Source organism: Martelella alba (assembly GCF_005217455.1).
GTDB lineage: Bacteria > Pseudomonadota > Gammaproteobacteria > Enterobacterales > Enterobacteriaceae > Acerihabitans.
Genome location: NZ_SZPQ01000023.1, coordinates 1 through 19636 on the forward strand (window position 1 = coordinate 1; position 19636 = coordinate 19636).

The 19636-nt window shown below is 54.7% G+C and carries 21 protein-coding genes; 7 read left to right on the top strand and 14 right to left on the bottom strand.

What is annotated here, in order from left to right; all coding sequences use genetic code 11:
• The 9 genes from FCN80_RS15635 to fkpA all read right to left on the bottom strand — a co-directional run.
• Positions 1 to 146 (bottom strand): GTP-binding protein (locus tag FCN80_RS15635; RefSeq protein ID WP_230492553.1); only part of this gene is annotated, 146 nt, incomplete at its 3' end.
• Between the two features lie 70 nt (positions 147 to 216).
• A complete protein-coding gene (gene fusA, locus FCN80_RS15640) occupies positions 217 to 2322 on the bottom strand; it encodes an elongation factor G (protein WP_136991106.1) in 2106 nt (701 codons plus the stop codon).
• A 97-nt stretch (positions 2323 to 2419) separates the two neighbouring features.
• Complete coding sequence (rpsG, locus tag FCN80_RS15645; protein WP_136991107.1) at positions 2420 to 2890, bottom strand: 30S ribosomal protein S7; 471 nt, start codon at positions 2888 to 2890, stop codon at positions 2420 to 2422.
• A 96-nt stretch (positions 2891 to 2986) separates the two neighbouring features.
• A complete protein-coding gene (rpsL, locus tag FCN80_RS15650; RefSeq protein WP_132923669.1) occupies positions 2987 to 3361 on the bottom strand; it encodes a 30S ribosomal protein S12 in 375 nt (124 codons plus the stop codon).
• A gap of 134 nt (positions 3362 to 3495) precedes the next feature.
• Positions 3496 to 3783 carry a sulfurtransferase complex subunit TusB gene (gene tusB, locus FCN80_RS15655; protein WP_136991108.1) on the bottom strand — a complete coding sequence of 96 codons (288 nt, stop codon included), beginning with the start codon at positions 3781 to 3783 and terminating at the stop codon, positions 3496 to 3498.
• A 16-nt stretch (positions 3784 to 3799) separates the two neighbouring features.
• Entirely contained in the window at positions 3800 to 4159 is a 360-nt protein-coding gene (tusC, locus tag FCN80_RS15660; protein ID WP_136991109.1) for a sulfurtransferase complex subunit TusC, read from the bottom strand.
• A 9-nt stretch (positions 4160 to 4168) separates the two neighbouring features.
• Positions 4169 to 4561: a sulfurtransferase complex subunit TusD gene (gene tusD / locus FCN80_RS15665; RefSeq protein ID WP_306767886.1), complete on the bottom strand. Its 393-nt coding sequence runs from the start codon at positions 4559 to 4561 to the stop codon at positions 4169 to 4171.
• On the bottom strand, positions 4558 to 5280 hold the full coding sequence (locus tag FCN80_RS15670) for a helix-turn-helix transcriptional regulator (protein WP_136991111.1): 723 nt from the start codon (positions 5278 to 5280) through the stop codon (positions 4558 to 4560). The genes tusD and FCN80_RS15670 overlap by 4 nt, the downstream gene beginning before the upstream one ends.
• 398 nt (positions 5281 to 5678) lie before the next feature.
• Entirely contained in the window at positions 5679 to 6557 is an 879-nt protein-coding gene (fkpA, locus tag FCN80_RS15675) for an FKBP-type peptidyl-prolyl cis-trans isomerase (RefSeq protein ID WP_136991112.1), read from the bottom strand.
• A 490-nt stretch (positions 6558 to 7047) separates the two neighbouring features.
• Between fkpA and FCN80_RS15680 the strand changes: the two genes are divergently transcribed.
• From FCN80_RS15680 to FCN80_RS15710, 6 genes are all read left to right on the top strand, one after another.
• Entirely contained in the window at positions 7048 to 8121 is a 1074-nt protein-coding gene (locus FCN80_RS15680; protein WP_136991113.1) for a zinc-binding dehydrogenase, read from the top strand.
• Between the two features lie 511 nt (positions 8122 to 8632).
• On the top strand, positions 8633 to 9445 hold the full coding sequence (locus FCN80_RS15690) for an ABC transporter substrate-binding protein (RefSeq protein ID WP_230492707.1): 813 nt from the start codon (positions 8633 to 8635) through the stop codon (positions 9443 to 9445).
• 71 nt (positions 9446 to 9516) lie between these two features.
• On the top strand, positions 9517 to 11007 hold the full coding sequence (locus FCN80_RS15695) for a sugar ABC transporter ATP-binding protein (protein ID WP_136991116.1): 1491 nt from the start codon (positions 9517 to 9519) through the stop codon (positions 11005 to 11007).
• Positions 11004 to 11993 carry an ABC transporter permease gene (locus tag FCN80_RS15700; protein WP_136991117.1) on the top strand — a complete coding sequence of 330 codons (990 nt, stop codon included), beginning with the start codon at positions 11004 to 11006 and terminating at the stop codon, positions 11991 to 11993. Before FCN80_RS15695 ends, FCN80_RS15700 begins: the two co-directional genes overlap by 4 nt.
• A 23-nt stretch (positions 11994 to 12016) precedes the next feature.
• Positions 12017 to 13501, top strand: coding sequence for an FGGY-family carbohydrate kinase (locus FCN80_RS15705; protein ID WP_136991118.1), 1485 nt, complete (start codon positions 12017 to 12019; stop codon positions 13499 to 13501).
• Positions 13491 to 14381, top strand: a complete 891-nt coding sequence (locus FCN80_RS15710; RefSeq protein ID WP_136991119.1) for an L-ribulose-5-phosphate 3-epimerase — start codon at positions 13491 to 13493, stop codon at positions 14379 to 14381. The genes FCN80_RS15705 and FCN80_RS15710 overlap by 11 nt, the downstream gene beginning before the upstream one ends.
• Positions 14382 to 14511: 130 nt before the next feature.
• Here FCN80_RS15710 and FCN80_RS15715 read toward each other — a convergent pair whose 3' ends face one another.
• Positions 14512 to 15516 (bottom strand): LacI family DNA-binding transcriptional regulator, encoded by a 1005-nt coding sequence (locus FCN80_RS15715; protein WP_136991120.1) that lies wholly within the window; start codon positions 15514 to 15516, stop codon positions 14512 to 14514.
• Positions 15517 to 15851: 335 nt separating this feature from the next.
• On the opposite strand from FCN80_RS15715, the gene FCN80_RS15720 reads away from it, so the two are divergent.
• Entirely contained in the window at positions 15852 to 16070 is a 219-nt protein-coding gene (locus FCN80_RS15720; protein WP_136991121.1) for a protein SlyX, read from the top strand.
• A 213-nt stretch (positions 16071 to 16283) separates the two neighbouring features.
• On the opposite strand, the gene slyD is transcribed toward FCN80_RS15720, so the two are convergent.
• The 4 genes from slyD to kefG form a co-directional block, all read right to left on the bottom strand.
• Positions 16284 to 16862, bottom strand: coding sequence for a peptidylprolyl isomerase (gene slyD / locus FCN80_RS15725; RefSeq protein ID WP_136991122.1), 579 nt, complete (start codon positions 16860 to 16862; stop codon positions 16284 to 16286).
• 93 nt (positions 16863 to 16955) lie between these two features.
• Positions 16956 to 17165: a YheV family putative zinc ribbon protein gene (locus FCN80_RS15730; RefSeq protein WP_136991123.1), complete on the bottom strand. Its 210-nt coding sequence runs from the start codon at positions 17163 to 17165 to the stop codon at positions 16956 to 16958.
• Entirely contained in the window at positions 17155 to 18993 is a 1839-nt protein-coding gene (gene kefB / locus FCN80_RS15735) for a glutathione-regulated potassium-efflux system protein KefB (RefSeq protein ID WP_136991124.1), read from the bottom strand. The genes FCN80_RS15730 and kefB overlap by 11 nt, the downstream gene beginning before the upstream one ends.
• Positions 18986 to 19549: a glutathione-regulated potassium-efflux system ancillary protein KefG gene (kefG, locus tag FCN80_RS15740; RefSeq protein ID WP_136991125.1), complete on the bottom strand. Its 564-nt coding sequence runs from the start codon at positions 19547 to 19549 to the stop codon at positions 18986 to 18988. Before kefG ends, kefB begins: the two co-directional genes overlap by 8 nt.
• Positions 19550 to 19636 lie beyond the last annotated feature (87 nt).

Sequence of the window (19636 nt, forward strand, 5' to 3'; positions counted from 1 at the left end):
TGATCGAAGGCGCGGGCAGTACCGCCGTAGGTCTTGGCCAGTACAGCGGTGATGGCGGCGGTCAGGGTCGTTTTACCATGGTCGACGTGGCCGATGGTGCCTACGTTGACATGCGGTTTGGTACGTTGAAACTTTTCTTTAGACACGGCTATATTCCTTACTCTTATGCCCTCTCCAGAGGGTGAGGGCACGGATATTAATTTTACACCCTAAAGCTTATTTCGCTCTGCGGGCTTCGATAATGGCCTGAGCAACATTGTTCGGTGCTTCATTGTACTTCAGGAACTCCATGGAGTAAGAAGCACGGCCCTGAGTCTGTGAACGCAGATCTGTAGCATAACCAAACATTTCAGACAAGGGGACCTGCGCACGAACCGTTTTGCCGGTCGCCGTATCTTCCATACCGTCGATCATGCCGCGACGACGATTAAGGTCGCCGATCACGTCGCCCATGTAATCTTCAGGCGTTTCGACTTCCACTTTCATGATAGGCTCCAGCAGGACCGGCTTGGCCTTCATGAAGCCTTCCTTGAACGCCATGGAAGCGGCGATCTTGAACGCCATTTCCGAGGAGTCGACTTCATGGTAGGAACCATCGTAAGCCGCGACGCGGACGTCTACAACGGGGTAACCAGCCAGAACGCCGTTTTTCAGCTGTTCCTGCACGCCCTTGTCCACCGCAGGGATGTATTCCTTGGGCACCACACCGCCGACGATTTCATTAAGGAACTCGTAGCCCTTGCCGCCGGGCTCCATCGGCTCGATACGCAGCCAGACGTGACCGAACTGGCCGCGGCCGCCGGACTGGCGAACAAACTTGCCTTCCTGTTCCACGGTTGTGCGGATGGTTTCGCGATAAGCCACCTGCGGTTTACCCACATTGGCTTCAACATTAAACTCGCGACGCATACGGTCAACCAGGATTTCCAGGTGCAATTCGCCCATACCGGCGATAATGGTCTGGCCGGATTCCTCATCGGTCCATACGCGGAACGACGGGTCTTCCTGCGCCAGACGCCCCAACGCCAGGCCCATTTTTTCCTGGTCGACCTTGGTCTTCGGCTCGACGGCGACGGAAATAACCGGTTCGGGGAATTCCATACGCTCCAGGATAATCGGCGCACTCTGATCACACAGGGTATCGCCGGTGGTGACGTCTTTCAGACCGATGGCCGCCGCGATATCGCCGGCGCGCACTTCTTTGATTTCTTCACGCTTGTTGGCGTGCATCTGGACGATACGGCCGAAACGTTCGCGTTTGTCTTTCACCGAGTTCAACACGGTATCGCCGGAATTCACCACCCCGGAATACACACGGAAGAACGTCAGGTTACCGACGAAGGGGTCGGTGGCGATTTTGAACGCCAGCGCCGAGAACGGCTCGGTGTCGCTGGAATGGCGCTCAGCATGGGTTTCGCCGTCTTCGAGCACGCCGTTAATCGCCGGGACGTCGGTAGGTGCGGGCAGATATTCGATGACCGCATCCAGCATCGCCTGTACGCCCTTGTTCTTGAACGCGGAACCGCAAGTCACCAGAATGATTTCGTTGTTCAGAACGCGCAGGCGCAGACCGTGCTTGATTTCTTCCTCAGTCAGATCCTCACCGCCCAGGTATTTGTCCATCAGCTCTTCGCTGGCTTCCGCCGCGGATTCGACCAGATGCTGATGCCATTTCTGGGCCAACTCGAGCATGTCCGCCGGAATGTCTTCGTAAACGAAGGTCACGCCCTGATCGGCTTCATTCCAGTTGATCGCTTTCATTTTCACCAGGTCGACAACGCCGGTGAATTTTTCTTCCGCGCCGATGGCCAGTTGAATCGGCACCGGGTTGGCGGCCAGACGGGTTTTCAACTGTTCAACGACACGCAGGTAGTTGGCGCCCATACGGTCCATCTTGTTGACGAACGCGATACGCGGCACTTTGTATTTGTTGGCCTGGCGCCATACGGTTTCGGACTGAGGTTGCACACCGCCTACCGCACAGTACACCATGACCGCGCCATCGAGCACACGCATGGAACGTTCGACTTCAATGGTGAAGTCGACGTGCCCCGGGGTGTCGATGATGTTGATACGGTGCGAATCGAACTGTTTGGCCATACCGGACCAGAAGCAGGTGGTGGCCGCGGAGGTGATGGTGATTCCGCGTTCCTGTTCCTGTTCCATCCAGTCCATAGTGGCGGCGCCGTCATGGACTTCACCGATTTTATGGTTTACACCGGTGTAGAACAGAATGCGTTCCGTCGTGGTGGTCTTACCGGCGTCGATGTGCGCACTGATACCGATATTACGGTAGCGTGCAATAGGTGTTATACGAGCCATTTGTATCCTCGATTACTGGGGCGTTCTATTCGGGCCAACCCAAGCGAGCGGGCTTAGCTGTTCCGCCCGCTGGGTGAGCATGACTACTCCGCGGCGGTTACCAGCGGTAGTGGGCGAACGCCTTGTTGGCATCTGCCATACGGTGAACGTCTTCACGTTTCTTGACGGCAGTACCTTTGTTTTCTGCCGCATCGGAAAGTTCGTTCGCCAGACGCAGAGCCATAGATTTATCACCGCGTTTACGAGCGGCTTCTACGATCCAGCGCATCGCCAGGGCGTTGCGACGGACCGGACGGACTTCTACCGGCACCTGATAAGTAGACCCGCCGACGCGGCGCGATTTGACTTCGACAGTCGGACGCACGTTGTCCAGGGCTACTTCGAAAGCTTCCAGATGATCTTTACCGGAACGCTGAGCCAGGGTCTCCAGCGCGGTATAGACAATTGCTTCAGCAGTGGATTTTTTACCGTCCACCATCAGGATGTTGACGAATTTCGCCAACAGCTCGGATCCGAATTTGGGATCCGGCAGGATTTTACGTTGACCAATGACGCGACGACGTGGCATGGGATAACTCCGTTCTTAATTCAGGATTGTCCAAAACTCAATGAGTTCTTTGACATTAGTAATATAAAATGTTTGGCCTTACTTAACGGAGAACCATTAAGCCTTCGGCTTCTTCACGCCGTACTTGGAGCGACCCTGCTTGCGGTCTTTAACGCCAGAGCAGTCGAGCGCGCCGCGAACGGTGTGGTAACGCACGCCGGGAAGGTCTTTTACGCGGCCGCCGCGAATCAGGATCACGGAGTGCTCCTGCAGGTTGTGGCCTTCACCGCCGATATAGGAGGTGACTTCAAAGCCGTTGGTCAGGCGTACACGGCAAACCTTGCGCAGTGCGGAGTTCGGTTTTTTCGGGGTGGTGGTATATACGCGAGTACATACGCCACGCTTTTGCGGGCAGGCCTCCAGCGCCGGAACGTTGCTTTTAGCAACCTTCATGGTGCGTGGTTTGCGTACCAGCTGGTTAATTGTTGCCATTCAATAAAGCTCCTGGTTTTTTTTGCTTCGTAAACACGTAATAAATCGCCTCGGTTTGCCACAGGCAAAATACGAGGACGCAGAATTTTATGGCTGACGGCATAACGTGTCAAGAAATATACAATAAACCCGACTCACCAAGCCATCTGTTGGGATTGTTTGACCGTGAGCGAGACTAGCTGATTATAGTCGATAATGGTGATTTTGTCTGAAAAATGAGCGGTCAGCCCCCGAGCGGCCAGATCGGCGTCCAGCGCATAAAGCCCCAAGGGGGAGGAAAGCAGTCGCGCCAGCGCCTGCGTCCCTCTCAGGCCGGCGATAACGCCGTCCTGCCATAGCAGCAAGTCGTCGCCGGCGCGGACTGTGAGCAACAGGGCCGCCAGATCGCAGGCGAACGGTGAGCGGCGCAAGGTATACAACATGGACGGGATCTCCGGCTTAGAAGGTCAGTACGGTATCGTATTCCAGCAACCGTTGCCGCCACGCTTGCGCCGGCAGCGTCTCGGCGTCCAGTATTCGCCGCCCCGCCGCGTCCAGACCGCGTTCGGTCAGCGACTCGGCGCAAAGATAGCAATGTTCGATGTCATAAATGGACAACAGGCCGAAGGTGGCGATGAAATCACGGGCCAGTACCCGCGCCGGTTGCTGGTCCGGCAAGAGCAGCAACACGCCGTCGCCGATAAAAAATACGCCGACGCGTTCGGTCAGGGCGGAAATCGCCAGTAAGGCATCCAGCCCTTCCCGACCGGCGGCATGGCCGTGGGGACCACGAGTGAAAACGCATGCGATGCTTTTCATGGCGATATCCTAAAACTGTATGAGCCGATCGCATTCCACCGCCGCCTGGGCCAGCGAGCCCAGACCGCTTAGCGCGAAGCCCGGTTGCAGGGTATGGCCCGACAGGTTCAGTTGGCCGGCTTCCCGTTCGTCCAGGATACCCCGGCGCAGGGCGGCGGCGACGCAAACATGCAGGGGCACCCGGTGCTCATCGCTCAAACGCCGCCAGGCGCGCACGATGTCCGCCTCATCGCTGGCCGGCGAGGTGTAAAGGTTGCCATTCAGCACGCCGTCCTGATAAAAAAAAACCCTGTCGATGATGTGTCCCGCCGTCAGCAGCGCCTGGGCGAATTGCAAAGCGCTGGCGGACTGTTGGGTGCCGTAGGCCGGCCCCGTCACCATCAGGCAATACCGTAAACTCAACGTTCAAGCCCCAGGAAATCGCCGCTTTTGAACTGGCGGATATAGAGATACACCGTGTGCTTGGAGATATTAAGCCGGTCGGCCACCTGGTTGATGGCGTCCTTGATGTCAAAGATTCCCTTCTCATACAGGTTCAGCACAATCTGGCGATTTTTGGCGTTATTGGAAACGCTGCGATCGGCGTTCACTTCCTCGATAGTGAACTCCAGCGCTTGGGAGACCAGGTCGTCCACCGATGAGGCGAAATTCACTGACGTGGCGCTTTCCTGGGTTTCCGGCGGAATAAAGGTCTTCATGATTTGCGAGAAAGGGACATCAAGATTCATATTAATGCACAGAAGACCAATGACGCGTTGTTCACGGTTACGGATAGCGATAGTCACCGATTTCATCAATACGCCGTTTTTCGCCCGGGTAAAATAGGCTTTCGAGACACTGCTGTCGTCACCGGCCATGTCGTGCAGCATCCGCAGGGCCAGGTCGGAAATAGGCGATCCTATCTTGCGGCCGGTATGTTCGCCATTGGCGATGCGGATCGCGGAACTTTTCAAATCTTCCAGGGAATGCAGAACGATTTCGCAATGCTCGCCGATAAGCATTGCCAGACCGTCCACCACGGCTTCGTAAGAGGCGAGTATTTCGTGATCGACCGGACTGTAAGGGCGTTCGTCCAATACATCCAGTTCACTGTATTCGGAGGTTGGCGCAGAAGTAGACATGTGAAAATACCACCCGTTTAGACCGACCCGCCGCCACACCCGGGGCAAGCGCGGCCGTAAGTTGAGTTTTATGCTCGCTAGTCTAGCAAATCCCTTAAAACACTGTCCTTGTGTTTGGGCAGATTTTTGCAACGTGCAGTCCCACCATACTCCTCTCGCCAGAGGGCGGATATTGATTTTAATGCAGGCCGGCGAAATGACGCGCAGGTTCAATTCTCCCCGCTAAGGCCGTTTTAACCGACACGCGCCCGCGTTGCCGCGATTAGGTTCAGGGAAACGCCGTTGACGACGCGAATGCCTGACGGGCAGAAACACCGGGCAGGGCGGTAAACGACAAGCCCCGGAACCGGCCGGGGCTTGCCACACCTGGAATTCCGCCGCAAGGGCCGAAAAAGGCGTTATTGCTTGCTGTCGGCGGCGCCCGCGTCGGCTTTGCTCTTCTCGGCGGGCTTGGCCGCGGGTTTACTCTCTTGCGCGGCCGGTTTGATATCCAGCAATTCGACGTCGAACACCAGCGTGGAGTTGGCGGGGATGCCCGGAACGCCGGTTTTGCCGTAAGCCTGATCCGGCGGGATCACCAATTCAATCTTGCCGCCCTTGCGGATTTCCTTCAGACCTTCGGTCCAGCCCGGGATGACACCGTCCAGACGGAAAGACAGTGGTTCGCCGCGTTTGTAAGAGTTGTCGAATTCGGTGCCGTCGACCAGGGTGCCCTTGTAGTTGACCACCACGGTGTCGGTGTCGGTGGGCGCCTTGCCGGTACCGGCTTTTTCGATTTTGTAAAGAACGCCGTTGGCGGTTTTCTTCACGCCTTTCTGTTTAGCGAATTCAGCCCGGAACTTATCGCCCTTCTCGGCGTTGTCCTTGGCCTCTTGCTCCATTTTGGCCTGGGCGGCGGTTTTCACCTTGGCTTCAAAACTTTGCAACGTGGCTTCTATTTCTTCGTCACTCAGTTTGCTCTTATCGGCGAAGGCATCCTGAACGCCGGCAATCAACTGATTTTTGTCCAGTTTGATGCCCAGCTTTTCCTGTTCTTTGAGTGAGTTATCCATATAGCGGCCCAATGAAGCGCCCAACGCATAAGCGGCCTGCTCGTCGCTGTTCTTGAATTTGTCCGAAACGGCATTGCCGGACGCAGGCGCGGCATCGGCGGCGGTGCTCGCGGCGGCATTGGCCGTGGCCGGCGCGGCGGCGGCATCTTCGGCCATGACATAAGCGGTATTCAGGGCCATTGCCATCGTAGTAGCCAGCAACGTGACTTTAAACAGTGATTTCATCCATTTCTCCATAGCCTGGGCTGTCTCTTCCCAAGGTTCATGACAAGTTAAGCCGATATCATAGCCGCGAGCGCGAATGCAACACAATCGCTATACCTGCTGATCGGGTCTTTCTCAGACTTTTTTTTCCTTCAGGAAGTTTCGTTTTCGCCATGGGTCGGGCGAAACATCATTCACCCCCTGCACCGCCCTCTCCATCCCCCGCTGGGCATTGCGCCCGATTTCGTCACGCTACCTAACAACAAAAACATAACAAAATCGAACGGAAAGATTGACATTATGTGAGATGTCTCACTTTATTCTTTCAATGAAATACTATTATCGAAAATGTTAACGTTGTCATGCGAAACAAAGCCTAAATTCCGTTGTTATCGTGTTCATTTCACGTTTTTACGGGGGAGAAATCTGTATTTATAGCGTATTTTCATCACTTTAAATGACAACGTCAACATTCACTTAATTCATGACTAAAAACCTTATGGAGCAGAAAATGAGCCCATTACCGGAAACAATGAAAGCCGTGGTTTGTCACGGCCCCCATGATTATCGCTTCGAACATATTGCCACGCCCAGGCCTGGCCCCAGAGAAGTCGTAATCAAAGTCGATGGCTGCGGCATCTGCGCCGGCGATTGCAAGGCAAAAAGCGGTGCGCAAATGTTTTGGGGAGATAACCCCTGGGTTAAAACGCCGGTGGTGCCGGGACATGAATTCTACGGTCGTGTCGTTGAATTAGGCGACGGGGCCGCGGAGAAATTCCATATTCAACCCGGGGACAGGATCTTGGCCGAACAGATCGTCCCTTGCGGAGAATGCCGCTATTGCAAATCCGGCCAGTACTGGATGTGCGAAACGCATGATATCTACGGTTTTCAGCACAAGGTAGCGGAGGGCGGCATGGCGGAATACATGAAATTCTCCGAACGCGCCATCATCCATAAGATCCCGGAAAGCCTTTCACACAAAGACGCCGCGCTTATCGAACCGATGGCTTGCGCCATCCATACGGTGCAACGGGCCGATATTCAGCTCAATGATGTCGTGGTATTGGCCGGCGCCGGGCCGCTCGGTTTGTGCATGGTGCAGGCGGCGCGGCTGAAAACGCCAAAAAAACTGGTGGTCATCGACACCCTTGATGAACGGTTGCAACTGGCCAAATCACTGGGCGCCGATATCACTCTCAATCCCCAAAACCAGGATGTCGACAACATGGTCAAGGACATGACCGATGGCTATGGTTGCGATGTGTATATCGAAGCCACCGGCGCGCCGGTGGGCGTAACCCAAGGCTTGAAAATGATCCGCAAATTGGGGCGTTTTGTGGAATTCAGTGTTTTCGGCAAGGAAACTACCGTCGACTGGTCAATTATCGGCGATCGCAAAGAACTGGATATCCGCGGCGCTCACCTTGGGCCCTACAGTTACGAAATCGCCATCGATTTGTTCGCACGCGGGCTTATCACCGCCGAAGGCATTGTGACCCACAGCTTTCCCATTGAGGAGTGCGATGCCGCATTTGCCCTGGCGGATTCCGCCGATTCCATCAAAGTGGTCATCCACCCTTAGGCGCACCATCATAACGGATGATGTTATTGGGGTTGATATCGGCAAAGCCATTATCGCCAGTGTCCGTTCAGCCGGCGTGCCGGCCGCTGAAATTCGCGCAATGTGCGTGAGCAGCCTGTACGGCGGCTCGGGGATCCCGGTGAATAAGGACATGAGGCCGTTGCAACCCTGCCTTATTTGGATGGACCGCCGGTTTTGCGCCAGAATACTTCCAGGCATAGAGTTTTAACTTTTTAAGGAGTAAAAAGAAAAGAGACACATGCATTATCCGATCTCTGCGGATATATGGCAAAGTTAAATAATTTAAAGAACTTTGAGAAAACCTGCCAGTAATGACAGGTGGTGTATACCTCTACGCAATTAAAATATCGACCAACAGCTATTTAAAAAACTCGCACCCTACAGGAGAGAATATATGTTGTCTACGATTAAAAAAATATTTGCGGTATGTTGTATTGCACTGACTTCATTTATCAGTCAAACCGTCATGGCAAAACCATTGACTATAGGAATGTCATTTCAAGAGATGAATAATCCCTATTTCGTCACAATGAAATCCGCGTTGGAACAGGCGGGTAAAGATATAGGCGCGACGATTTACGTCGCCGATGCCCGCCATGATGTTTCGAAACAAATCAATGACATTGAGGACATGCTGCAAAAAAAAATCGACATTCTGTTGATCAATCCAGCAGATTCGGTTGGCGTACAATCCGCGGTGCTGTCCGCGCATAATGCCGGCGCGGTGGTGGTTGCCATTGATGCCCAGGCCGAAGGCCCTATCGACGCCTTCGTTGGCTCCAAGAATTACGACGCGGGTTATCTCGCCGGACAGTATTTAGGCAAAAATCTCAATGGTAAAGGTCAGGTCGCCATCCTTGACGGGATTCCGGTAGTGCCTATCCTGGATCGGGTTCGGGGTTTTGAAGCCGCCATGAAAACGTTCCCAGGCATCAAGATCGTCACCAAACAAAATGGAAAACAAGAGCGGGACACCGCGCTTACGGTGACCGAAAATATGCTCCAGGCCCATCCGGATTTGAACGGTATCTTCAGCGTGAACGATGTGGGCGCGCTGGCCGCCATCCAAGCCAGCGGATCCAAGGTCAAACTGGTGAGCGTTGACGGCCATCCGGAAGCCATCAAAGAAATTCTTAAACCCAACTCGCCTTTTATCGCCACCGCGGCGCAATTTCCCCGCGATCAGGTCAGGATTGGCCTGGGTATCGCATTGGCAAAGTATTGGGGCGCCAATGTGCCGAAGACAATACCGGTTGATGTCAAATTGATTGATAAATCCAATGCGCAAGGTTTCAGCTGGTAAATCAACGCCAGCGGAATATTACCGGCCGCCGTCAAATCGTTGCGGCCGTATTTCCAGGCGAGGAAACTGTCATGACATCGTTATTGCAACTGAGGCAGATCAAAAAATCTTTCCCTGGCGTCAAAGCATTAAATGGAATTAATATCACGATTGAGCACGGCGAAATCCATGCTTTGCTCGGTGAAAATGGGGCTGGGAAATCGACATTAGTAAAAATCTTATGTGGTATTTATCGTCCAGATGACGGCGATATCATAATGGAAGGCCGCCCACGAAAATTCAGTAGTTACCGGGAAGCCATCAACGCCGGTATTGGCATCATTTTCCAGGAATTTTCGCTTATCCCTTATCTGGATGCGGTTGAAAATATTTTTCTCAATCGGGAAATTCACAACCGTTATGGTTTTCTCGATCGTAAGGCCATGCGTCATAAAGTAAGGCAGATTCTTAAGCGACTGGCGGTGAAATTGGATCTGGATTGGCCAGTGGAGCAATTAAGCGTAGCGCAGCAACAGTTCGTGGAAATAGCCAAGGCGCTGTCACTCAATGCCAAGATTCTGGTGTTGGATGAACCCACGGCGACATTGACGCCGGGCGAAGCGGAACATTTATTCAGCGTGATGCGCGATCTAAAGAAATCTGGGGTCGGCATGGTGTTTATCTCCCATCACCTGGAAGAAATTTTCCAGATCTGTGATCGGATAACCGTGCTGCGCGACGGCGAGTATATCAGTACCGTCGCCACTGGCGCGACCGATATCGAGCAGTTGGTCGGTATGATGGTCGGTCGCAAGGTGGAAAACACTTTCCCGCCGAAAAAACGCGGCGATACCCCCGCTGATTGCGTGCTGGAAGCCACAGTACAACATAAAAAGAACGCTCCGGCCGATGGGTTCCGTCTGATGCGCGGCGAAATTCTCGGTTTCGCCGGCCTGGTGGGTTCCGGGAGGACCGAACTGGTCTCAGCGTTGATCGGCGCGCGACCCTGCTACCACAAAAGGATCCTTTTGCGGGGCAAACCCACGACGTTGCGCGACCCCGCCCAAGCGCTTGAACAGGGCATCGGCCTGTTGCCGGAAAACCGTAAAAGCGAAGGCTTGGTGCTGCCGTTTTCCGTCGCGCAAAACATTGCCCTAAACCGTCATGAAAAGGCGGCCCGCATTTTTATCAATGCGCGAAAGGAACGGGGCATTGTGCGTCGACTTATCCATATCGTGGGCGTCAAAACGCCAAGCGGAGAGACCGAAGTCAATACCCTTAGCGGCGGTAATCAGCAGAAGGTGGTCATCGCCCGTTGGCTGAACAGCGATTGCCGTATTCTTATCTTCGACGAACCGACACGCGGTATTGATGTGGGTGCCAAAGCAGAAATCTATCAGTTGATGCGGCAACTGACCGGGAAAGGCATTTCAATCATTATGGTTTCATCCGAACTACCTGAAATCATTGGTATATGTGATCGCGTACTGGTCTTTCGCGGCGGACATGTGGCGGCGGAACTGACGGACGGACAGATCGAATCGAATACGATTATGCTACACGCAACGGGGAACTCTTTATGAGTAGTATCGGCAGTCCTTCCTCCCAAGATGTGATGGTTCCGGCCTCAGGCCGCGTTCAATGGCGCAAATGCCTGCGCCACCCGGCGTTTTATCCTTTTCTGGGTTTTATCATCTTATTTGTGCTGATGGTGTTTCTCAGCGGCAGTTTTCTGACATTCAACAATCTGACCAATGTCGCGCGACAGGTATCCATCAATGCCATTATCGCCGTGGGTATGACCTGCGCCATTCTTACCGGCGGCATCGATTTGTCGGTGGGTTCGGTTATGGCGTTGTCCGGTACCGTGGCGGCCGGCCTGATGATTACCGGGATACCCATGCCGCTGGCGCTGCTGGCCGGTCTGGCGATTGGCGGCGCGTTTGGTGCCATCAATGGCGCCTGCATCGCCTATGCCCGCATGCCGCCTATTATCGTAACCCTGGCCTCCATGAGCATCGCTCGCGGGCTGGCCCTGATTTACACCGGCGGCTACCCGGTCTCGGGATTGCCGAATGGGTTTGCCTTCTTCGGTCGGGGCATGATTGCCGGCGTTCAGGTGCCGATTCTGATCATGGCCGGCATATACATCATTGCCTACGCCATGCTCAATCACATGTCGTTCGGCCGCTATGTCTATGCTATCGGCGGCAATGAAGAAGCCGCGCGCCTTAGCGGTATCCGTATCTCACGCTACAAAATGCTGGTGTATATCATCAGCGGTTTCACCGCGGCCCTGGCGGGCGTGGTGCTGACCTCGCGATTGATGAGCGGCCAGCCCAACGCCGGGGAGGGGTTTGAACTGGATGCCATTGCCGCGGTGGTATTGGGGGGCACGGCCATTACCGGCGGCAAGGGCGCCATCATCGGTACGCTGGTGGGCGCCATGATGTTGGGAATTCTAAATAATGGCTTGAATTTGCTTGGGGTATCGCCCTACGTCCAAAACGTCATCAAGGGCGGCATTATTCTGGCCGCCATATATATCAGCGCGGAAAAACGTAAATGATTGCTCTTATTCAAGGAGGCTCTATGGCCTGTTTTCTCGGTATCGACATCGGCGGTACGGTCACCAAGGCCGGGTTATATAGCGCCGAAGGCGAGGAGATCGGCGTGGCGGAACGCTATGCCGATGTCTTGTCGCCCAGTGCCGGCTTTACCGAACGCGATATGGATGAACTTTGGCGGACGGTATGCGCTGTTATTCGGGAAGTCATCCAAACCGGCCGGGTAAAATCCGCCGATATCCTGGGCGTCAGTTTTTCCGCCCACGGGAAAGGATTGTACGCTATCGATGCACAGGGCCGGCCTGTACGCAATGGCATTATTTCCTCGGACACCAGAGCGCTGACGCTGGTCCGGCATTGGCGGGAACAAGGTATTGATCGGCTAACCTATCCTCGCGGACTGCAACAACTGTGGACAGCGCACCCGGCCACTTTACTGCGTTGGCTGAAAATCCATGAACCGGAGAATTATCAGCGTATCTCATCGGTTCTGATGGCGCACGATTACGTTCGTTACTGCCTGACCGGCGTCATCGCCGCCGAAGTCACCAATATCTCCGGCAGTAACCTCTACAATCAATACAACGGCAATTATGATCCACAATTAATGGCTGATTTCGGCATTGCCGACGCCCGCTATAAAACGGCGCCGGTCATCGGCTCAACGCAGCAAGCCGGGCGGGTCACCGAATCCGCGGCGCAAGCTTGCGGACTGGCGGCGGGCACGCCGGTGTACGGCGGTTTGTTTGATGTGGTGGCGTCGGCGGTCTGCTCCGGTGTGTGCGACGATCGGATCTTGAGCGCCGTGGCCGGCACATGGTCCATCGCGACCAGCGTCACCGACGCCATTATTCCCGCCACCTATCCTTATGTCTGGGGCAGTTATTGCGTACCAGGTAAATTTTTTGTGCATGAAGGCAGCCCAACTTCGGCGGCCAATCTGTCCTGGTTCATGCGCAATTTCTGTAGTGATGAGACCGACCCCTATGCCCGGTTTGACCAATGGGTGGCGGAACGTGGTGGACAGTCAACGGAAATGATCTTCCTGCCCTACCTGTTCGGTTCCAATTACAGTCTGAATCTGGCGGGCGGTCTGGTGGGTATGCGTTCCCACCACAATAAGGCCGATATCGTTCATGCCCTTTATCAAGGAATAGTATTCTCCCATCTGGTGCATCAGGATCGCATTCTTAAACTCAATCCGAAGATCGCGCGTATCCGTATTACCGGCGGACCAACCCATTCGGCTGTGTGGATGCAGATGTTTGCCGATGCGGGTAACCTGCCGCTGGACGTGGTCGATATCCAGCAAAGCGGGTGCCGCGCCGCGGCATTATGCGCCGCCGTCGGTCAGGGCTATTACGCCGACTTCGCCCAGGCCATCGCCGCGACACAGCCTTATGTTCGAACCTATCTGCCGCAAAAAGACGCCCATTTCCGGTTACGCCGGCAAATGGCCCGATTCCTTGATACCGCCAAAGCGCTAAGCGAGGTGGCGTATGCAGAATGACGATGCGGGGCAATGGGGCAACAAAGTCACCCTTGGCATTTATGAAAAAGCATTGCCGGCCTCGCTGGAATGGCCGCAACGACTGGACAGTGTCCGTGATCTGGGGTTTGCGTTTCTGGAGCTGTCCATTGATGAACAGCCGGAACGGCAGCGACGTCTCGACTGGGATAGGCGGCAACGTCTGGCTTTTACCCAAGCGAGGTTGGACAGCGGCGTGGCGGTCCCCAGCATGTGTCTGTCAGCCCATCGCCGCTTCCCGTTCGGCAGCAGGGACGCCATCTTGCGCCAGCGGGCATTCCAATTGATGGAAAAAGCACTGGCCTTGGCGGTGGATCTCGGTATCCGGAATATACAATTGGCCGGTTACGACGTGTATTACGAACCCTCCGATCGCCATACCCGCGACCGGTTTCTCGCCGGCTTGCGCTGGGCGGTAGAACAGGCGGCCAAAGCACAGGTCATGCTGTCCATCGAGATCATGGATACCACATTTATCAACAGCATCAGTAAATGGCTGGAATTCGACGATATCATCCGCAACCCATGGTTTACCGTCTACCCGGACCTGGGCAACCTCACCGCCTGGGGTAATAACGTGGCGGCCGAATTGACCAAAGGTATTGGCAAAATTACCGCCATCCACCTCAAAGACACTTCGCCGGTGACGCCGGATTCACCGGGTAAGTTTCGTGATGTTGCCTTCGGCGACGGTTGCGTGGATTTTGTGGAGGCTTTCCGCACTCTGCGCCAATTAAATTATCGCGGTCCCTATCTGCTGGAGATGTGGTCGCGGGACAAGGAAGACGATATCGAGCGGGTTCGTCAGGCCAAAACCTGGATGGAACAGCGAATGCGTCTGGGTGGTTTGTTTGTTGAATGAACTGAAACAGCCGCAGCCGGTTTGGACACGGACAGCGCGCGGAAACCGGCGCGTACCCGGGATATGTGGGAATAGGGAGCACGGCCCGGGGCCAAAATGGCAAGTGAAATAGCCCTAATGGGATAAGCGCCTAAACAGTCAGTTCCCCAGGGACATATTCGCGTAGCGATGTTTGGCTGGCGGGGGACGTTTCAATTAGGCGGAAGAGTATTTCCGCCGCTTTTTCCCCCAGAAAAACCGTATCGTGATATATTCCAGGAATATGTTGTCCATAGGATTGGCAATAGGGTGGTTTATCAATAGAAAAAAATTTCACTTGGTCATAAATATGCAATTGATGACAAATCGACATGGCACCCAATGTGATAACACCGTTCAACCCGACGATATATTGTGGCCAACATTCTTCGGCCGACAACATATCGCGCAACACTTGCTCCTGCGAATCAAATTTATAACCGCCATGAATTATTTTTACTTGTTTATTATTATTATTGATCAAGGCCCCCATGATACCCGCAACGCGGTCTTTGGTAATTTCCGAATCTTCGGGCCCGCCGACAATAAGCAGGCGTTGCTCCGGCTGTTCCGCTAAAAAACGTCCGGCACGCACACCGATTTCAATGTTGTTGAGAAAGACCCCGTTCAGTTTTTTGCCATAAATATCGCGGTCGATAAGGACCAAGGGAATCCGGTACACATCGGCCAGGTCCAGGTAAGAAGGGCTGTAATTCTTGTCGTCGCGCACAGCGGATAGCAAAATACCACAGGCCTGATAACTAAACAGTGTCTGAATGGCCAGCGATTCGGCCGATTCACTGTCATCGGTATCGAACAGCATTATCTGATAACCTTTATTTCTGGCGATACGCGAAACTGTCTGAATTAGATGAGAATAAAAAGGGTTGTAGGTGCTGCTGGTCACCACGCCGATAATCCGACTGCTGTTTTTTTTCAGCCCCTGAGCGAATGCGTTAGGTACATAATTAAGTTCTTTGGCAATGGTAAGTATTTTTTCCCGCGTTTCAGGCTTGACTAAATGGGGTTGGTTAAAAACACGCGATACGGTGATATTGGTAACGTTCGCGCGCCGTGCTATATCAATGATGGTCGAATTGGCATTGTTTTTTTTCACCGGTAATCCTGATTTCCAGATATCAATACTGATACTATTTCCATTGTAGGGAAGCCGGGAGCTAAGCGCCACTCAAATTGGCGCGGCCACAAGGCCGGCAGGCTTCGCCGGCCGCCAGTGGCATCGCTTTTCGCGCCAGCCGTCCAGAGCCGGCGACTCTCCGTTTTACGCCGGGCGTCGATAGGGTTTTACGGTTACAATGAACGTCGGGTCACCCCCGACGATGAACAAAGCAGTAGATGCCGTCCGGACCGGGTTACATACGCCAAATACGTCGAGTTGTATCGCGGCGGCAAGCACGTGACCCATTCGTCGGGAACGAAAAGGAGAATAGGATGGATTTATCGCAGTTGGAACAAAGACTGGATTTACTGGAAGGCCGTCTGGCGTTCCAGGAGGTGACCATTGAAGAATTGAACCAAACCGTGGTGGCCCACCAGCGCGACATCAGTCGCTTGCAGGAACAATTACGGTTATTATCGGAAAAACTGCGCGCCCAGCCGCTTTCAAATATCGCTTCGCCGTCAGAAGAGACGCCGCCACCGCATTACTGATTGCCATGTCATCATGACGGTGCCTGATAGCCAGGCGAACATGGCTGCGCCGTTAAGACACAGGGACTCTTTCGCCACGGCATATCGGCGGCGGGTTTTTCGCGCCGGCGCAGGGCGTAAGCACGCCGCCGGACGCTACCGTCGATGCGAGCAACGGAAGAACCCGCCTGCCGTCACGCCGGCGCGGGAGGCATGGCGCCGCCCCGCCGTCAATTAATGGCAGCCGCATCCGCCATGGCCGTCGCCGTGGCCGCCGCAGCAATCATCGCCATGTTTATGGCCGTGGCCGCCGCAACATTCGTCGCCATGTTCATGTTCGTGGTCGTGCTCGCCGTGTACATGCCCGTGCGCCAGTTCCTCCTCGGTAGCTTCACGAACAGCCAGCACCTCGACATTGAAATTCAGGTTTTGGCCGGCCAGCATATGGTTACCGTCCACCACCACATGATCGCCGTCGATTTCGGTAATCTCCACGGGAACCGGACCCTGGTCGGTTTCCGCCAGGAAACGCATGCCCACTTCCAGTTCCTCCACGCCCATGAAGACGTCCTTTGGCACCCGCTGAACCAAATTATCGTCATAATGACCGTAGGCGTCATTGGCGCTGATATGCACATCGAAATGATCGCCGACGGAATGCCCGTCCAGCGCTTTTTCCAGACCGGAAATCAGCGAACCATGGCCGTGCAGGTAGTCCAACGGCGCGCTCACCGGAGACTCATCGACCAATACACCATCTTCAGTACGTACCTGATAGGCCAGACTGACCACCAGGTCTTTTGCAACTTTCATGATATCTCCTACCGTTGAAACTTGACTGGCGCAGATTCTAGCGAAAAAACGCCCGGATGTATGCCCCAGCTTAAAAAAACCTGGCCCGGAACGCTACTCGGGATGAAAAATACCGATAATCCGCTCCGGGGCCGGTTTTTTCTCGGTAATTGTTTTGTCGGTTTGCCGCTGGGTAAAACCGCATTGCACACAGACCACATTATCGAATTCATCTTGTTCATCTCGCCAGATGGCCAGCGTGTCCCGACTTTGACATTCGGGACACACCGCGCCGGCGATAAAACGCTTGCGTCTAACCGTCATAGGGCTTGTCTCCTTGTACATCGTCGTCTTCCCAGCCGCTCAACTGTCGCCTTTCCTGGTTCATCTCCCGCTGGAAAATATCCTCCAACTCCCGCCGGGCTTCTTTCACCCGTGATATCTGCGAAACATCGCCGTGTAGTTGCGGCATTAACTCCCGCAGCATCCGCACATCCAGACGACGGAAATGCTGCTGCGCGCGGTAGGCCTGGTGGGGATGCATACCCAACTCCAGTAAAGCCTTGCGGCCCAGGTCCAACGCGCTGGAAAAGGTCTCGCGGGAAAATTGCGTCACCCCGGCCTGCAACAATTCGTGGGCTTCCACCCGCCCCCGGGCGCGCGCCAGGATCTTCAGGTGGGGAAAATGCTGCCGGCACAGATGTACGATAGCCATGTTGGCTTCCGGCGTATTGGCGGTCACCACGATAACCTGCGCCTTTTCCGCCCCGGCGGCGCGCAACAGTTCCAACTCGGTGGCATCGCCGTAGTACACCTTATAACCATAGCTGCGCATCAGGCTAACCGCACTGATATCCCGTTCCAAAACCGTGATCCGCATCTTGTTGGCCATCAGTAACCGACCTATCACCTGACCGAATCGGCCGAAACCGACGATGATCACTTGCGGTTCGTCGTCGTTGACGAAGGGCTGCTCATCGTTATCCTCTGAAGCGTTATAACGACGGGTCAGAATGCTGTCTATTAATTTCATCAGCAGCGGCGTGGCAATCATGGATAACGTAACGGTCACCAGCAGTAGCGCCAATTGATCCGGCGTCAGGATTTTCAGCGCGCCGGCGGCGGAAAACAGCACAAAGGCGAATTCGCCGCCCTGGCTTAGCACGCCGGCGAATTGCAGCCGGACCGAACGTTTTAAACCGGAAATCCGCGCCAGGGCATACAGCACGGCGCCCTTGATAAACACCAGCGCCAGTAGACCGGCCAGTACAGTCAATAAGTGAACGTACAGAATGCCCAGATTCAGCGACATGCCCACCGAAATGAAAAACAAGCCGAGCAGCAATCCTTTAAACGGCTCAATGGCGATTTCCAGTTCATGGCGGTATTCGCTTTCCGCCAGCAATACCCCGGCGATAAACGTACCCAGCGCCATGGACAAACCAAGCAAATCCATAAACAGCGCGGCGCCCAGCACCAGCAGCAGCGAGGCGGCGGTAAAAATCTCGCGCACATTGGCGGCGGCGATGTAACGGAATACCGGTTTCAACAGAAAACGGCCGCCCAATAACATCACCAGAAACGCCGCCACTTTCATGGTGATTTTCATCCAGTCGCTGGGACCGCCGCCGCCGCCCGACAGAAAAGGGATCAGGGCCAGGGCAGGAATCACCGCGATATCCTGAAACAGCAGCACCGCGAAACCGAGTTGACCGCCCTCATTGCGATTCATGCCCTTGTCACGCATCAATTGCAACGCGATGGCCGTCGAGGACATGGCCAAGCCAATACCGCCTATCAGCGACGCCTGCCATGAGGCATGGGTCTGGTAGAGCGCGACGCCAAGCAGCAGAGCGGTAACAATCAGTTGAGCGGTGCCGACACCGAAGATCGAACGCCGCAGCGCCCATAATTTGCCGGGGTTCAGTTCCAGCCCGATGATGAACATCAGGAAGACCACGCCCAATTCGGAAAAATGCAGGATCTCGTCCACATCGCGGATAAAACCCAGCCCCCACGGCCCAATGGCGATACCCGCCGCCAGGTAGCCGATGACCGCGCCGATGCCCAGACGCTGGGCAATCGGCACGGCCACCACGGCGGCGGACAAAAATAAAACCACGGCGGCGAGAAATGACGGACTGCTATCCACGTCGCGTCCCCCCTTCTTCAAGCGGCATATTCAACCATTGAACATAGGCGTCGGCATGGCGTTTGAGAATGTCGGCCGATTGCCGCCTGGCCCAATAAATCACCAGCGGCGGCAGCCAGCGCATTCGGCATAGCGTCGCGGTCAACTCGAACGGCCGCAGCACCTCATCCATGGTATAGCGGTTGTAACCCAGGCGCTGATAAGCGGTTTCCGGCTCGCCGGTGGTGATAACCGATCGCCACGCCTTGCCGCTTAAGGCATTGCCGCCGATGCCGCTGGCGAAACCGCGGGTGAGAACCCGGTCAAGCCATTCCTTCAGTAGCGCCGGACAACTGTAGGTGTAGAGCGGATGCTGGAAAACGATCACTTGATGCTCGCGCAGCAATTGTTGTTCGTAATGGATATCGACGAAAAAATCCGGATACTGCGCATAAAGGTCATGCACGGTAACATGTTCGAGCGATGATACCGCCTGGAGCAAAACCCGGTTGGCCACGGAATCCTGCGATTCGGGATGGGCGTACAATAAAAGGATCTTGGGTGGCTGTGCGATCAATTCCCCTCCAAAGCGTCGTCAGGGCGCGGGATTTCCGCTACCATGCTTCGCGAAGTCAGAAACCAGGACAGTGCGCCTGGCTGGCAT

Coding starts and splice junctions, on each gene's coding strand:
- fusA (WP_136991106.1), bottom strand. CDS start 2,322: ATGGCTCGTATAACACCTATTGCACGCTACCGTAATATCGGTATCAGT.
- rpsG (WP_136991107.1), bottom strand. CDS start 2,890: ATGCCACGTCGTCGCGTCATTGGTCAACGTAAAATCCTGCCGGATCCC.
- rpsL (WP_132923669.1), bottom strand. CDS start 3,361: ATGGCAACAATTAACCAGCTGGTACGCAAACCACGCACCATGAAGGTT.
- tusB (WP_136991108.1), bottom strand. CDS start 3,783: ATGTTGTATACCTTGCGCCGCTCACCGTTCGCCTGCGATCTGGCGGCC.
- tusC (WP_136991109.1), bottom strand. CDS start 4,159: ATGAAAAGCATCGCATGCGTTTTCACTCGTGGTCCCCACGGCCATGCC.
- FCN80_RS15670 (WP_136991111.1), bottom strand. CDS start 5,280: ATGTCTACTTCTGCGCCAACCTCCGAATACAGTGAACTGGATGTATTG.
- fkpA (WP_136991112.1), bottom strand. CDS start 6,557: ATGAAATCACTGTTTAAAGTCACGTTGCTGGCTACTACGATGGCAATG.
- FCN80_RS15680 (WP_136991113.1), top strand. CDS start 7,048: ATGAGCCCATTACCGGAAACAATGAAAGCCGTGGTTTGTCACGGCCCC.
- FCN80_RS15690 (WP_230492707.1), top strand. CDS start 8,633: ATGTCATTTCAAGAGATGAATAATCCCTATTTCGTCACAATGAAATCC.
- FCN80_RS15695 (WP_136991116.1), top strand. CDS start 9,517: ATGACATCGTTATTGCAACTGAGGCAGATCAAAAAATCTTTCCCTGGC.
- FCN80_RS15700 (WP_136991117.1), top strand. CDS start 11,004: ATGAGTAGTATCGGCAGTCCTTCCTCCCAAGATGTGATGGTTCCGGCC.
- FCN80_RS15705 (WP_136991118.1), top strand. CDS start 12,017: ATGGCCTGTTTTCTCGGTATCGACATCGGCGGTACGGTCACCAAGGCC.
- FCN80_RS15710 (WP_136991119.1), top strand. CDS start 13,491: ATGCAGAATGACGATGCGGGGCAATGGGGCAACAAAGTCACCCTTGGC.
- FCN80_RS15720 (WP_136991121.1), top strand. CDS start 15,852: ATGGATTTATCGCAGTTGGAACAAAGACTGGATTTACTGGAAGGCCGT.
- slyD (WP_136991122.1), bottom strand. CDS start 16,862: ATGAAAGTTGCAAAAGACCTGGTGGTCAGTCTGGCCTATCAGGTACGT.
- FCN80_RS15730 (WP_136991123.1), bottom strand. CDS start 17,165: ATGACGGTTAGACGCAAGCGTTTTATCGCCGGCGCGGTGTGTCCCGAA.